General features: G+C 55.7%; 10 protein-coding genes. 4 read left to right on the top strand and 6 right to left on the bottom strand.

What is annotated here, in order from left to right:
- Nucleotides 1-142: 142 nt before the first annotated feature.
- The 6 genes from ACUHMQ_RS18310 to ACUHMQ_RS18285 all read right to left on the bottom strand — a co-directional run bounded on the left by ACUHMQ_RS18310 (nucleotide 143) and on the right by ACUHMQ_RS18285 (nucleotide 11,277).
- Complete coding sequence (locus tag ACUHMQ_RS18310) at nucleotides 143-856, bottom strand: FecR family protein (protein ID WP_445296900.1); 714 nt, start codon at nucleotides 854-856, stop codon at nucleotides 143-145.
- Nucleotides 857-860: 4 nt separating this feature from the next.
- Entirely contained in the window at nucleotides 861-6,425 is a 5,565-nt protein-coding gene (locus ACUHMQ_RS18305; RefSeq protein ID WP_445296899.1) for a two-partner secretion domain-containing protein, read from the bottom strand.
- Between the two features lie 91 nt (nucleotides 6,426-6,516).
- A complete protein-coding gene (locus ACUHMQ_RS18300; protein WP_445296898.1) occupies nucleotides 6,517-8,082 on the bottom strand; it encodes a ShlB/FhaC/HecB family hemolysin secretion/activation protein in 1,566 nt (521 codons plus the stop codon).
- Nucleotides 8,083-8,207: 125 nt separating this feature from the next.
- On the bottom strand, nucleotides 8,208-9,302 hold the full coding sequence (locus ACUHMQ_RS18295; RefSeq protein ID WP_445296897.1) for a hypothetical protein: 1,095 nt from the start codon (nucleotides 9,300-9,302) through the stop codon (nucleotides 8,208-8,210).
- A gap of 25 nt (nucleotides 9,303-9,327) precedes the next feature.
- Nucleotides 9,328-9,918 (bottom strand): malonic semialdehyde reductase, encoded by a 591-nt coding sequence (locus tag ACUHMQ_RS18290; protein WP_445296896.1) that lies wholly within the window; start codon nucleotides 9,916-9,918, stop codon nucleotides 9,328-9,330.
- A 273-nt stretch (nucleotides 9,919-10,191) separates the two neighbouring features.
- On the bottom strand, nucleotides 10,192-11,277 hold the full coding sequence (locus ACUHMQ_RS18285) for a GGDEF domain-containing response regulator (RefSeq protein ID WP_445296895.1): 1,086 nt from the start codon (nucleotides 11,275-11,277) through the stop codon (nucleotides 10,192-10,194).
- A 120-nt stretch (nucleotides 11,278-11,397) separates the two neighbouring features.
- On the opposite strand from ACUHMQ_RS18285, the gene ACUHMQ_RS18280 reads away from it, so the two are divergent.
- From ACUHMQ_RS18280 to ACUHMQ_RS18265, 4 genes are all read left to right on the top strand, one after another.
- Entirely contained in the window at nucleotides 11,398-11,733 is a 336-nt protein-coding gene (locus ACUHMQ_RS18280) for a hypothetical protein (RefSeq protein ID WP_445296894.1), read from the top strand.
- Nucleotides 11,734-11,840: 107 nt separating this feature from the next.
- Nucleotides 11,841-12,605 (top strand): enoyl-ACP reductase FabI, encoded by a 765-nt coding sequence (gene fabI, locus ACUHMQ_RS18275; protein ID WP_445296893.1) that lies wholly within the window; start codon nucleotides 11,841-11,843, stop codon nucleotides 12,603-12,605.
- 2 nt (nucleotides 12,606-12,607) lie between these two features.
- Nucleotides 12,608-13,525 carry a bifunctional enoyl-CoA hydratase/phosphate acetyltransferase gene (locus ACUHMQ_RS18270; RefSeq protein WP_445296892.1) on the top strand — a complete coding sequence of 306 codons (918 nt, stop codon included), beginning with the start codon at nucleotides 12,608-12,610 and terminating at the stop codon, nucleotides 13,523-13,525.
- Nucleotides 13,522-14,694 (top strand): acetate/propionate family kinase, encoded by a 1,173-nt coding sequence (locus ACUHMQ_RS18265; protein ID WP_445296891.1) that lies wholly within the window; start codon nucleotides 13,522-13,524, stop codon nucleotides 14,692-14,694. Before ACUHMQ_RS18270 ends, ACUHMQ_RS18265 begins: the two co-directional genes overlap by 4 nt.
- Nucleotides 14,695-14,947 lie beyond the last annotated feature (253 nt).

Genomic DNA, 14,947 nt, shown 5'->3' with positions numbered 1-14,947 from the left:
AAGCTCGTCACTGAGCATCAATCGGGGCATAGCAAACCCGCAGGGTGATTGGTATAGGAACCGTAATTCTGCGGGTTTGCTGCGCTTCTTCAATATACCGAAGTCAAAACGTCAACAGACCCTAGAGGTTCTAAAGAACAGCCTACTCAATCGTACATTCAAAACTCTGCCGTTGCGGCTTATCGCCTAGGACAGCTTCTGGCGGTTTGTTTGTACCGGTGTCAGTCGCAATCGGCACACCGCTTTTCTGCGGCATCAACACAGGTGCTTGGTCGCGCCCGGTGAAACCATACTGGCCAGGGAGAAACTGCTGGCTGCCCATGTCGTTACTGACCATGATCAAGCCATCGGCCACGTCCACATACAAGCCATCGGCAGGCGCTTTGCCTTCGTTATCCCGGTAATCGCCACAGTCGCTTTGGCAATACAAAGCACCGTAGTTGGTGCCGCGGATACCGATGGTGGCGGTCGGTGTCGTCATCCGGTAATCCGCCAGGCCGCTACGCTTGCCCACCAAGCCTGTCACGGCACGCAAGCCGCCTTTTATCAGGCGGAAAAACGCATTGTCGTCATCAGGTTTAGCCTGCTCAAAGCGGAAGGAATCCACCCTCAGCTCGGTATTGGGCCGAAGCGTCAGTTCGCTGCCATCGACAAACTTCAACCGTGCATAGCTGCTGGGCCCGGTTGCGAGCAGATCGCCACTGTCGACCATCGAATTCAGGCTGAGTATCTTCAGCACACCATCCGCCTTGCGCACGGACAGCACGCCTGCAAGATTCGTTACCGTCGCAGCCCCGGCAGCCCATACAGGCGTAGCCAGACAAACACAGGTTGCCAGAATGAGTACGTTTTTCATGGCGTTAGCACTTCTTGTCTTTTTTACGTTTTTCTTCGTTCTGTTCTTGCTTCTGGGCATCTTGCAGTACCTTCCTCACCTGGTCTTTCACGCTTTCCCCCCCAGATTCGACAAGCTCGGTCAGCTCGTTGATGCTGCGAACCGTATCGCTGATCGGTGAATTACCGCCATCCGGCGTCAAGGTACCCGGGTAGGCAATACCGTCAGCATCGCGCACATCCAACACCCCATTTCCGCTGATCAGCTTGAGCTGGTCACTCGGCACCGTGGCGCGCAACGACACCCCGCCGCCGGCGACAGCCACAAGCGACCCGGCCCGGATATTCAACTTGCCAATCAACGCGGAAAGAATGCTGCCCTGCGATGCACTCAAACTGATAGGGCCGACACCCGCATCAAGAAAGCCAAGCGTAATACTGCCCAGCGCCGAATAGTTGATTGCCCCACCGTTGGAAACACTGCTCGCGCCAGAGGACATGGTCAGAGGACCACCATTGGCCACCAGGTTGATCGCCCCGCCCTGAGTGGAAATATCGGCGTTCTGCTCAATCCCACCAGCAGATTTGATATCACATCCACCAGCGGTGGTTTTCAGTGGACCATTGATGACGATATTGTCGTTACCACCTTCGCTCGCGGTGGTAAGCAGTTGGATGCCCTGACCAGCATCAATACCGCCGCTACCGATCACCATGGGACTATGACTGACCAGATTGACACCCCCACCCGCCTGGATCAGACCTGAAGTACTCAAACCACCAAAGTTTTCCAACTGGAGATTCTGGGCAACCTGCGCCTTGGTCAAGGTCATCGCGCGCTTGTTGACCATATTGACCGAGCCACCGCTCTTCAAGGCCAGCGCACCAATACTGCTTGCCAACTGGATATTGCCGCCAGCACTCAGATCAGCCGACTCGGCCGTCACATGCATGCCGACCTCAGCAGGGCCTTGTATCACCCCGGCAGCCTCAACCAGTACGCTCTTACCATTGACTCCGCCCAGGGTGATATCGCCCGGGCCACGCAAGGAAACCGCCGAATTGGCTGCATTCACTACCGCGCTATAACTGGCGCCCCCTTTGAAATCAGTCACAGCCCCCGTGTTGGCTATCTGGATGCTGGTCAAACTGGCGCTGCCGTCGACATACATGTCACCCGCCGCCTGCAAATCGGCCGATGTGGTCTGCAATTGCACACGGCTACCCGCCGTACCCATGCCCCCACCGGAACCCAGCTTGACTGTGCTACCGACAAAACTACCAGTGAGCAACCCGCCGGTATTGACGGTGATACGCCCAGTTCCTGCATCGGCCACGACGTTGCTAGGGCTGATGGCTTGCAAGGTGATATCGCCACCCACGGTATGCAGTTTCGCGTCTCCCACTGTGCCGCTGAATTGCAGCACAGCCCCCGCTGCTGAGGTATCCGCATCCAACGCACCAACTTCAAGCCGCATGGGCTCAACGCTGCCAATAGGCCCGGCGGCACGCAGTGTTGCCTTTGCCCCAGCCAATTTCCCACCCGACACATTCTCTATCGTACTGGCGGTGACATCGACATTCCCGCTGGCTGCGTCCACAACCCCAAGTAACACCGCACCTGTGGCTTGCATCTTGATATTGCCGCCTGCACTGCTTGCCGTGACCTGATTATCGTCCGCCAGCATCAGGTCGATCGCACCGCCCTGACTGCTCAATACATTGCTGGACTTGGTCGCCAGGGTCGTGAAGTACATTGGGCCACTGCCGTGTACCGTTGCCTGCAGGCTTGGCGCGTTCACTGAAAGCCTTGCCGCCGCCGTACCCATACCGCCGACTGCTTCCAACTGCACCCCACCACCTTGAGCTTGAAGGGTACGGCTGCTGGTAAGTGTCCCCCCACTAATAAGCGCCAGCCCGCCGGTATTCAGCGGATTCGCCCCGGAAATCGTGATATCGCCACCGCTGCTGATTTTCAACCGACCCGTACCCAGCATATCGGTATGGTCATTCAGCAATACACTCCCGGCGACCATCGCATCGATACCGCCCAGACTTGTAACAAATTTGTATTGCGTGGCAGGTCCTTGCTCAGAAAGGAAGCTATCTCCTATACCGGTACTCACCACGACGGAGTTGACCGTATTGGTCTCAAAGCGCTGGGCGGCAGTGCCTATTGCGCCACCCGCCGTCAATACCAAGTTGTTACTGCTGACAACACCGCCAGCTTGGCCTGCAATCATATTGCCACCAATGGCGTCCAACTCCACCGTACCCGACCCGGCATGCACCCCCAATACGATCATGTCGCCACTGGTGGTTTCGTAACGGATATCACTGTTGACGGCATTGGCCATTACCGTGCCAGCTGAACTGTTGGTGATATACAGCCCGCCGCCACCATCCAACGAGGAAACGGCCGTCACTGCAGGTGCATGAACCGGCAAAGGACTGCTGGAAGAACCAATACCGCCACGGCTCGTAAGCAGCAAACTGCTGGTCGCGGTCAGCCCTCCTGCTCCCGTGAGCCGCCCCTGATCTGTGGTTAATTTCAATACGTTGGCCGTGACAGGAATATCCACCTGCATGTCACCGCTGCTGATGAATTCCAGGGTATTCATGCCAGTGATACGCGCCAGCTCGGCTGAATCCAAGCCCAGCTGCACCGCCACATCACCCCCACCCAAATGCATACCGGTACCGACAGTCCGTGTTCCAATCTTTACCGTCGGCGCGGAGACCTGTGTGTTGTTGCCTAAAGTGATGGAGTCCGCAAACAAGCGCACCTCGGTACCGGCCGTTATGGTCGCCATCGTGCTGGGACTTGATCCCATCAACGATAGCGACGATGCCTTGACTTCCGTCGCTTCCGTCGAGTTGATCTTCAGCTCACTCCCCTGCATGGCGGCAGCACTACCCAGGATGACATTCCTGCCGCTGAGACTTCTGCCTGAGCCAAACAGCAGGGAAAGGCCAGAAGTATTCAACCCCAGCGCATTCAGGGTAATGTCACCAGTTGTACTGATATCACCAACACTGCCGACATCAATCGCCCTTGCCGATTGCAGGAAGAACGATGCATTGGGTTGCAGACCGAGATTAGTGAGGATGGCATCGTCACTGCTGACGATATAGGTATCCCCCACGCCCGTCGTCAGATTCGTACCTACCGACAGCGTTGTCCCGTTATTGGGTACTGAATCGCCAGGCACAACCCAACCGGAAATCTGCAGTGGCCGGGTTTTCGAACCTATCAGGCCCGGGTAATTGACATAGCCATTTCCGGGGTCGATGCGCTGCAGGTCCAGGGTGGCGCCTCGTACCGTACCCAACGATACCGTCGATGGAGAGTAGCCGATGGTTCCGCCATCAGCAGCCAAACTCACTTTCTTGCCGGCTACCTGACCACTATTGAGCAAGATGTCACCGTGGGCGTAGATTGCGACATCACCGTAACCATTGTTGGTTACGCCCAAATCGGCAATTTCCAATGCCCGTTGGTTGTTGACCTTCAAGGCATCGGTACACAGCCCGCTGGTGCAATCGATTCTGGCGGACAGTGACCGGATATTGTTTGCCGTACCAGTCAAAAGAATACTGTGCGGCGCTGTATCAACACCTGTGGTCGAGAGATTCAATATATCGACATTCAGCGCACTACCTGCAGCCTGACTGATCGCTTTGCCATTCAGCTTCACGTCCGCCCGACCAGCCCAGTTGAACTGGCCCAATTGCACATCGCTGCTACTCGCCAGGGAAAAGAACTGACCAGCATTCCCGGTAAGTGTGGCATTCACTGCCACTGCGCCACTGCTACTGTTGACGCTGGGCAGGTCGACCGGCCCACCCGAGCTAACATCGAGCACATTCGCAAGCAACGATGCATTGAATGCTTGCGCGATACCGCCACTACCCGCTATCAGTTTCACCGTGGCGCCACTTCCTCCTATCTGCACCCCAGTCCCCTGGGTGATGCGATTACCGGTCAGGGTCAACAGTCCTGAGGAGTTGATATTGGCAGTCACCGACACATTGTTGACGGCTGTCAGCGTGACATTGCCACTGCTTGTCAACGCAGCGCCAACGACAAGGTTACGCCCGGCATTCGCAAGCAGATTCTGCGTCGTGTTCACCGGCGCCTGAAAGGTGATGTCCTTGCTCGCATAAAGGGAAATATCAGCCGTCGCCAAATCCAGGATGGAAGCGAGGATGGTCGATGTCGTGCTGACGCCATCACCAAGATTCACCGGCAACGTGCTTAGGCAATCGACCGAGCACGTTGCCGCAATCAGCAGATTTTCAGGGTCGAGGAACAAGGTCCCGCGCTTACCCTGGACAGCCCCCAAGTCCACTGTCGAATTGAATGCCAAGGCCCGCTTGCCTGAGACTTCGACAAAACCACCATTACCGCCTTGCGCACCACCGCGTGCATGGATTGTTGCGGCGCTGCGTGTGTCCTTATCTGCCCAGACGATAATCTTGCCGCCATCACCACTGGCCTGGGCACTGGCATCCAACCGCGCACCTGATGCCAAGTCGGTGAACTGGGCATTGCGCACCAAAGGGTTTTTACCCTGATAATCGCCACCCAGCAGGATCGTACCGCCACCCGTCTTACCACCGGCGTCGACATGGCCACCCAGAGAAACCTGCTCACCCAATAGTTGTGCAGTTCCGCCCTTACCTTGGGTGTTGGTAACATCGACCAGACCATCTACCTGGGCTGTCATACCCGCATCAATCAATACCTCGCCACCACCTTGGGCAAGCGTCTGGCTGGTACTGGCAAGTTCAACATTCCGGCTGGCCTTGAAGACAATCTTGCCCCCCTCGCCCACCTCGGCACGAGTCGCGCTAACCATACCCTGCTGGCGTATTGCAGCAGCGAAAATCCCAATCCGTCCTTGCTCTGCAATCAGCTTGCCGACATTAAGCGTCTCACCCGCTTTCGCATCGATCTTTACGCGCAAGCTGGTATCCACCCCATCCACCAGCTCAACACTGTAGCCTGCGGCCAGCAACACCTCGCCTTTGGGAGAAAAAATCACCCCGCTGTTTTCCACACTCGGTGCAATCAGGTAGACGAACCCACCCGTAGGTGTGGTGATGCTTGCAGCGTTACGTACTGAACCGGTATTGCTGCCCTGAAAATGCATGCGGCCAGTACGGAAATCCTCGTCGCTGATATTGAGACTGGAAGCCACCAGGCCGGCGACATCAATCTGCGCCCCTTGGCCAAACACAATGCCGTTAGGGTTAATCAGGAAGACTCGGCCATTCGATTGCAACTGGCCAAGAATCTGCGAGGGGTCCTGCCCCATCACACGGTTCAACACAGCGCTTTGGCTATTTTGCTGTACAAAGCGGGTCAACTCGTTGGGGTTAATCGAGAAGGACTGCCAATTGATGATGGCGCCGGGCGTGTTATGAATATCCAGACTATTGCCCAACTGCTGGATGGTGGCGGAACCTGATACAACCGTTCCGCCAGTCGGATTGGCTGCAGCCAAAGGGACATAGCAGGCCAGCGTGGCGGCAAATAGTGTTTTCAGAACAAAACGGGGTTGTCGTACCACATTCATCATCTTCATTCCTTCCACCCATTAAGACGGCCGCCCGAAAGTCCAGCTTGGCGTCATCTTTTTCCCACCCAGCCATGGCATTGGTGGGTCTATAGCGGCTTTAGTAAGTCAATATGGCTGAAGCATGGGCCTGGTTATCGCCCTTCTTCTGTCCACCGCCATCCTTCCGTGCTTTTGCCAGATCCAGCTTGACGGTTGCCATCTTGCCCACACTCAACCGTAAACCTATCCCAGCCCCGGCCAGCTTGGCACTGGTCTGCTCACCCGGTAACGCCTGCTTACGTGACAAACTCCCCCAATCGAAGAAGCCCAGGAACTGAAGACGCCCCGACTCCCACTTCAAATACTTGGCGAGATCAGGGGTATACAGCTCAAGGCTGGCGTTCATACCTTCGTCATTGGACAGCACACGCTCATCGTAACCACGTACGCTGTTTGCCCCGCCGATACCGAAGAACTCACCCGAGGGCAGCGCATCGGTCGTTTTTTGGCCATTCAAACTCGCATGCGCGAGCCAATCTGCCGGCAAGCCCAGATAACCATTCACCCCGTAACGCAGAATCTGGTAGTGGTCGTTATCGATAGGCTCTATCCCAGTGCCCTGCCTGCCGGAACGCAGCGCCAGATTATTCTCCGCCGGCAAGTTGCGTGAAAAGGTAACATTCCCATCATATGACCAGTCAGCACTTTGCGATTGCATCTGATAGCCGACACTCACAGGCCGGATGGTGTAACGCTGCTTGCCCTGGATAGCGCCTATAAAGCTGGTCTCGCTTTCAAACCGGCGCGAATCGAGCCCAAACACCAACTTTTGCTGATAAGCACCGCGTGTTGGCAAACCATAGTTGTAGCGAACACCAGCCACCGTCCCTTTGCCGCTGGTATTGAACAAACCCTGCAACACGGCGGAGCTGACATTCGAGTAACCGGCAAACAGGCTCATACTGTCACCCCAGCCATACAGGGGCAGCTTGTAACCCAGACCAAATATCTTCACCTGATCGAACTCTTTCGGCGATGTGGTGAACTGGGTCGTCAGAACATGATCGCGGTCGAACAGATTGGCATGTTGATAGCCCAGCGATAAACGAGTCCGGCCCGTTTCCTTGGTGCCGGTGTTATCCGCTGCAACAAAAAAGCGCTGCGGCTTCTCGTCCACAACACGCAGCACGGCATCCACGGTTTGCGGCTTCTCACCAGCTTGCAGCGATACCGTCATCCGACGGGACGGGCTTTCGTTGGCAAGCCGCAGATCCTTACTCAACGCAGCAGTATTGGGCACTTCCCCATCACGCAAGGCCGGCATGGCCCGGCGGATATTGTCTGCGCCGAAATACTGGTTGCCCTCAATGCGGACCTTATCCACCCGTGGCTCGACCACCTGCAACAGAACCTGTCCCTCGCTCAGTTCCTGTTCCGGCAGGTACACCTGCAAGCTACCGTACCCAGCGCGACGATACAGCCCTTCCAACGTTTCCAGGGCGTGCTGCACATCCGCAAAGTCACGGTTTGGACCGCTGAAGGGTTGTAGCGCCGCATCAATACTGGCCTGCGGCAAAACCGTGTTACCCTTCACGAGAAACTCTTTTATGGCGAACTTAGGGCTCTCATCCGCAATGGCAGCACTCATCAGTGCCAACAGAAAGGCGGTGGCAAACGGCTTCATTCTGACCTCTGGCTACATTCGGGCGACTACCCTGCGCATCAGCGTTGTTCAGCAGTGCCCAAAAGATGCATGGAAAAAACGGTATACAACACGTTTCAGCAACTTAACTAACTTCAACCCGCTAGCTAGAAGACCTGCATAGACATCGACTGCAACAAAGACATGCCTTGATCAGATACATAGTGGCGAAAATTAAACTGCTTGAGCTGCCGCAATACCTGACTGGCATCAAACTTTCCCGACGAGATCTGATCCCGAATACGTTTGAAGCGTCCGCACTCCAACAACAAAGCCTGGCGGCGCTTGTTGACCAGCTGAGCGTGGTGTTTCTCGATGATCACCGACAGCTGCAACCAGATTAGCAGACCGCCCGCAGTCCACCACCACTCTGTAAACAGGGCTATTACACAGGCCAATACCAACATCAGATACCAGATCAGATCTGCATGCGGAAAATCAGGTGCCCAGTTGCCCAGCTTAGGCCAATTCAACTTCAGCTGACTGATAATGCGTTCACGATCGTTGGCATCGCGTTTGAGTCTTGCCCAAATCGCATCAAATTCAAGGGCAACGTACCACTTGTCAAACAGCTTGGAGCTCAGCCATCCCGCTTGCCGATAGTTGCCGATCTTGCTCGCCAACAGTTGGCGGTAATCGTCGCTAGCCAATGGCGGCAATAACTCCCATTCTGGATGAGCTAACTGGCGTCGCACCAGTAGTGGAAAACCCAACACATCGATCAGCTCTTGTTTGCGCGCCTCAATGGCGTCCCGATCGAGACGTTCATCAATCTTATCGAGATTGGAATACTCCTCGATCAAGGCATCGAGCTTATCGAGCGGTGGCGAAACCAATGGATTGCGCGCCAATGCGCGCCGAAGGCTTTCGGTTTCCTGCAAAATGCCCGGGGCAAGGAATTGGGTTTCCTCGGGCCAGGGCATGCGTAGGAAATTTTCAGCCTTGAAGAGAACCTCTTCGTAATGGGATGAAAAAGCGCGTTTGTAGTCCTCCTGCGCCTGAGCATCCTTATCGCGCTCACCGGTAGCCAAAGGCTGGGTGGGGGGTTTGCGCTGCAGATCAAGGCGAAGAATGTTCGCCATCTGCGCAAACTCAGGCGCGACCCCAACGCGGGCAAACATCGGCCCCAACTCTTTATGACGCTGGCGCAAATCATCAAGCTCGCGCCAGACATCCCATTGCGGTTTATTGTTTTCGGCCATGTCCTGAGTTCAATTGGTACGGCACTTATTCGATACGGCACGCTTCCTCAAAGGTCAAACGTGTATTACGCGGATAAAGATCCTTGTTATCACCGTAGCCCAGATTGATCAGGAAATTGGATTTGACGGTGGTGTTGGCAAAGAAAGCAGCATCGACCTTGCTGTTGTCAAAACCAGACATAGGGCCACAGTCGAGACCCAATGAACGCGCGGCCATAATCAAGTATGCACCTTGCAACGTGCCATTACGGAAAGCGGTGGTCTGGATCAGCGCATCGTTACCGGTAAACCAGCTGCGTGCATCGGTATGGGGGAACAGCTTTGGCAGCTGGTCGTAGAAGGCCATGTCATAGGCCACGATGACTACAACAGGCGTAGCCAGCGTTTTGGTCAGGTTACCTTCAGCCAAGGCGGGCCCTAGCTTCTTTTTGGCTTGTTCTGACTTGAGGAAAACAAAACGGGCTGGCGAAGAATTGGCGCTGGTTGGCCCCCATTTCAACAGGTCGTACAGAGCATGCAACGTTGCATCGTCCACTTGGCGATCACTGAAATGATTGTGCGTACGGGCATTGCGAAACAGTTGGTCGAAACTGGCATCGGGCAGTGGAGTATTCATGGCGAATTACCTTGAGGTTAGTCGGAAGCCAGCATAGCTGGCCCAACTGGCAAACGCCACCTCAAGCACACTTGCTGCTGCGCCTGTGCACGATCTGTCGCGAACAATCGTCAGCAATGTGGGTACAAGGCTGACATGTACTTGGGTAATGAGGCTGCGAACTTCTTGATGCGCAAACACGGTAGCAGTTCAGCGCACCCCTTTCGGGTCGGGGGCTTTCGAGCAGCGCATAAACCCTGATCACGGTTGCGCAGTAAGATCGTGAATAGGTTCTTACTGCTTGCTGTATCCTGCCAACGCCATCAACGGCGCCAGCTTCGCCATCAATGCCGGCAAATGGGGCACCACATCTTCCTGACGACCATCAGCCAGCAAAGCCAACGCCTCGTTTATCTCGATTGGCGGTAGCGCCTGCTTGCCAGGTATTGGGGCATTAAGCTGATTGCCGCCGAGGTCCATCGCCGTCGTCAAGCGACGTAAAGCACAGTCCAGCAGCTTATCGAATTCCGTTACATCATCAGCTTTGGCGCTACCCACCCCGGCGCTGACTGTCACGCTGATGGGCGTACCTTTGAAGTTGATGCGCGCCGCTGCGATGATTTCACGCAATCGCTCGGCATAACGCAGGCTACCCAGGAGATCTGCGTACAGGAAGATACCAAAGCGTGGCCCGTCAAGACGCGCCAGGATTTCTTCCTTGCGCAAACGGCCCGATACCGTCTTGGCCACCAAGCTTACAACCTGCTCGGCCACCGTCCCGCCTACCCGGGTACACAATGAGGAATAGTCGTCAACCTCAAACGCCAGCAAGGTTGCCTCGCCATGCACGCGCAAAGCATGGGCCAGCAGCTTTTCGCCATGCATCTGGAACAAATGGGGCGTCGCAAGGCCGGTCTGTACCTCCGTCGTCGCCGTACGCGCTTGGTTGACCTCAGTTGCACGTAGTTCACGCGCTGTCTTCGCCAGCTTTACCGCCGCCGCCACTCTGGCCAGCATCTCGGCCCTGTCGGTGGACTTGGTGACGAAATCATTCGCCCCACGCTCCACAGCCAGATTCTTGGTCTCGCTGTCCTCCTCACCCGAAATAATGATGACAGGCGTATTGCGGATACGCGGGTCCGTAGATTGACGTACACGAGTCAACAGGCCGAAACCGTCGAGCCGCGGCATGCTCAGGTCGCTCATCAGGACCATCACCTCCGTATCGTCGGACAGCCGTTCCCAACCGGCCTCTCCGTCGGGTTCTTCTATCACGTCGAAACTCGCGGTCAGATGTTTCTTCACCGTCGCACGGACGATACGGGAATCATCGACAACAAGAATACGAGGGCGGTCGCTGGCAATGTCGGTTTGAGTCATGACATGAGGATATATCGGATGGATTCGTCAATCTAGCACAGGCTCGGCGCAAGCTTGTATTGCAGCATAGCGGACGATTTGATAAAACCTATCTGAAAGCACACTTTGCAGAAGACGGCCATGCCCCTCAGCTATCGTGTTCATCTCTCTGTTTTTCCGCTTGGTTCCAGCGAACCGCCACGTGTATTGGCAGCGATACGTACTGCTTGGGTCTGCCCGTATTGGGTGGCGAATCGTGAACAAAACGGTGCATGGCTGTTCGAAATGTGTGCCGAGGCGGGATTACCGGCAGGAGACGACGAACGGGCGTTTGCCGAGCGAATTTCCATCGCCATCTGGCAGCGGCTTGGACGTTATGTGAAAGTTGTTGTCGATGCGAGCCCGGATGAATCGGATGAATCACGCCGGAACGAATTGCTGCAGTCAGACTACCTCAAGCTGATGCGGGCTCACTAACGCCCCTTTTCTACCGTAAGAACCCGTATTGCTGATTCACCATCACCTATTGAACAGGTTCTGAGCTGCTACCCAATTAAACAAAAACGCAGGTATCGGAGACCTTTATGCAACCGCTTGCAGAGAAACGCGGCTTAGTCGTGGGTGTGGCAAACGCCCAGAGCATTGCCTGGGGTTGTGCCCGCCAGCTACATGCTGCAGGCGCCACCAGTGCCATCACCTACCTGAACCATAAAGCTGAACCCCATGTTCGTCCGCTAGCCGACTCCATTGCTGCGCCGTTAATCCTGCCTTGCGATGTCGAACAGGTCGGTGAGCTGGAAGCGGTATTCGCGGTCATCAAGCAACAGTGGGGACAGCTTGACTACCTGATCCATGCCATTGCCTATGCGCCGCTGGATGACTTGCATGGCCGTGTTGTCGATTGTTCCGAAGCGGGATTTCTGCGCGCTATGAGCGTTTCATGCCATTCCTTCATCCGTATGGCGAAACTCGCAGAGCCTCTGATGCCGCAAGGTGGCACGCTGTTGACCATGAGTTACTACGGCGCGGAGAAGGTGATCAACAACTATGGGCTGATGGGGCCAGTCAAAGCAGCATTGGAAAGCACCGCGCGCTATCTGGCTGCGGAACTGGCTGAACACGGTATACGCGTCCACGCAATTTCGCCGGGTCCGCTGCCTACCCGCGCTGCATCTGGCATAGCCAACTTCGACCGGTTGATGGCAGAAGCCGTCGAGAAGAGCCCGCTTCACCGGCTTGCCACGCCCGATGACGTCGGCCAGCTCGCGGCCTTCCTGGTGTCCGACGCAGCACGCGCACTTACCGGCTCGACCTTCTACGTCGATGCCGGTTACAACATTGTGGGGTGATCATGACGTCCGACGCACTAAAGCTACTCTTAGATTTGGCCCGCGATCTTCCCCCCATCACCATGGCGGTGGTACACCCTTGCGATGCCGAATCATTGCGCGGTGCGCTCGATGCAAAGGCGCGTGGTCTGATAAACCCCATCCTTGTCGCCCCCAAAGCCAAGCTCGTCAGCGTTGCAGAGGCCAGTGGCCAGTCCCTGGAAGGTATCGAATGCATCGATGTGCCGCATAGCCATGCTGCAGCAGCCACCGCTGCGCAACTGGCATTCGAGGGCAAAGCGGCTTCGCTGATGAAAGGCAGCCTGCATACCGATGAATTGTTGCGTGCCGTACTTAGCAGCACGAATGGCCTTCGCACCGAACGTCGGGTCAGCCATGTGTTTGCCATGGAAGTGCCGACCTATCCCAAGCCCTTGTTCATTACCGATGCTGCAGTGAATATCGAACCCAGCCTGCTCGATAAACGCGATATTGCGCAGAATGCCATCGATCTTTTGCTGGCGCTGGGGATTAGCGAGCCCAAAGTGGCGATTCTTGCTGCCGTCGAAACCGTCAACCCGACTATGCGAGCTACTATCGATGCCGCATCGCTATGCAAAATGGCCGACCGCGGCCAGATCACCGGTGGCATCCTTGACGGACCATTGGCGTTCGATAATGCCATCTCGGCAGCAGCTGCACGCAGCAAAGGAATTGTCAGCCCTATCGCAGGTGATGCCGATATTTTGCTTGTCCCCGATCTGGAAGCCGGGAATATGCTTGCCAAACAGTTGCAGTATCTTGCCGGGGCACGTGCAGCAGGCATCGTCTTGGGTTTAAAGGTACCCGTCGTATTGACCAGCAGGGCCGACAACGCAGAGTCGCGCATGGCATCCTGCGCCATCGCTAAACTGCTGGATGCCAAGCGGGCCAGTCAATGAGCCACGTATTGACGCTGAATGCAGGCTCCAGCAGCCTGAAATTCGCTGTCTACCAACGCCAGCCTTTACAGCTGATTTGCAAAGGCCAGATCGAAAATCTGGCTGGCCCCGATAGCAAGAACCCCACCCTTTTTCATTCCCGCTCAGACGATGGCAGTACGTTAGCCAAATCTGAAATAGCCAGTCAAAACCATCACAGCGCATTGCAGTACCTGCTCGAATGGCTAGGCAAACAGGAAAAGGGATTGCAACCATCGGTAGTGGCACATCGCATCGTGCATGGCGGATCACGCTATGGTGCGCCAGTATTGCTGAATGACGACGTACGAGCCTACCTGACGTCTCTGATCCCCTTGGCACCCCTGCACCAGCCTCACGGTCTCTCAGGCATTCAATGCATAGCGGCGCTACTGCCCGATGTACCGCAAATTGCCTGTTTCGATACTGCCTTCCACAACGGTCAACCCGAATTACAGCAGCGTTATGCCCTCCCCGAGCAATATTTCGCACAGGGCATTCGCCGTTATGGATTTCATGGGCTGTCCTACCAGTACATCGCAGAACAGTTGCCAGCCATACTGGGTAAGCAAGCTGATGGTCGCGTCATCGTCGCACATCTGGGAAACGGTGCAAGCGCCTGCGCCCTGCGTAACAGACACAGCGTGGCCAGTACCATGGGTTTTACCGCGTTGGACGGCCTGATGATGGGCTCCCGCTGCGGTACCATCGATCCTGGTGTACTGCTGTATTTGCAACAATCCTTGGGGCTGAACATCAACGAACTCAGCGCCCTGCTCTACCAGCAATCGGGTCTGCTTGGGGTATCGGGGATCAGCCACGATATGCGCAGCCTGACCGCTAGCGAGCTGCCTGCTGCAAAGTTGGCAGTCGAGCTTTTCTGTCTTTACGCAGCACGAGGCATTGCCAGTCTGTGCGTTGCCAGTGGTGGTATCGACGCATTGGTCTTTACCGCCGGCATTGGTGAGCACAATGCCGCTGTTCGCGCAGGAATCTGCCAGCAGATCAGTTGGTTGGGGATAGAGTTAGCACCCGCCGGAAATGCACAACATGCCCAGTGCATCAGCCTGCCTGGCAACAAGGTGTCCGTCTGGGTCATCCCGACGGATGAGGAAGTGGTACTGGCACAGGCTGCTATTCGATATTGCTGATGCGCAGAAGACTTTGAACAAGTTCTAAGAAGCTGTCTTGAAAACCAAATTGCGAGAAAATCAAGCCCTCAGCATTACTTGTGACTACCCTTGGCTTATCCAACCGATCTGACCGAGCAACACTGAAACCGCATTGCTCACCATTTTCACCCCACCCACCACCGTGGCAGACCGTGCAAGCATGACAAGCGGTTGATTGTAATGCCATTCTGTACGTGACCAAAAGTGGCTGCCAGTGGCGGATGTTGCCAAC

The organism is Chitinimonas violaceus (genome assembly GCF_052601015.1).
This window is presented reverse-complemented; position numbering and strand designations above follow the sequence as displayed.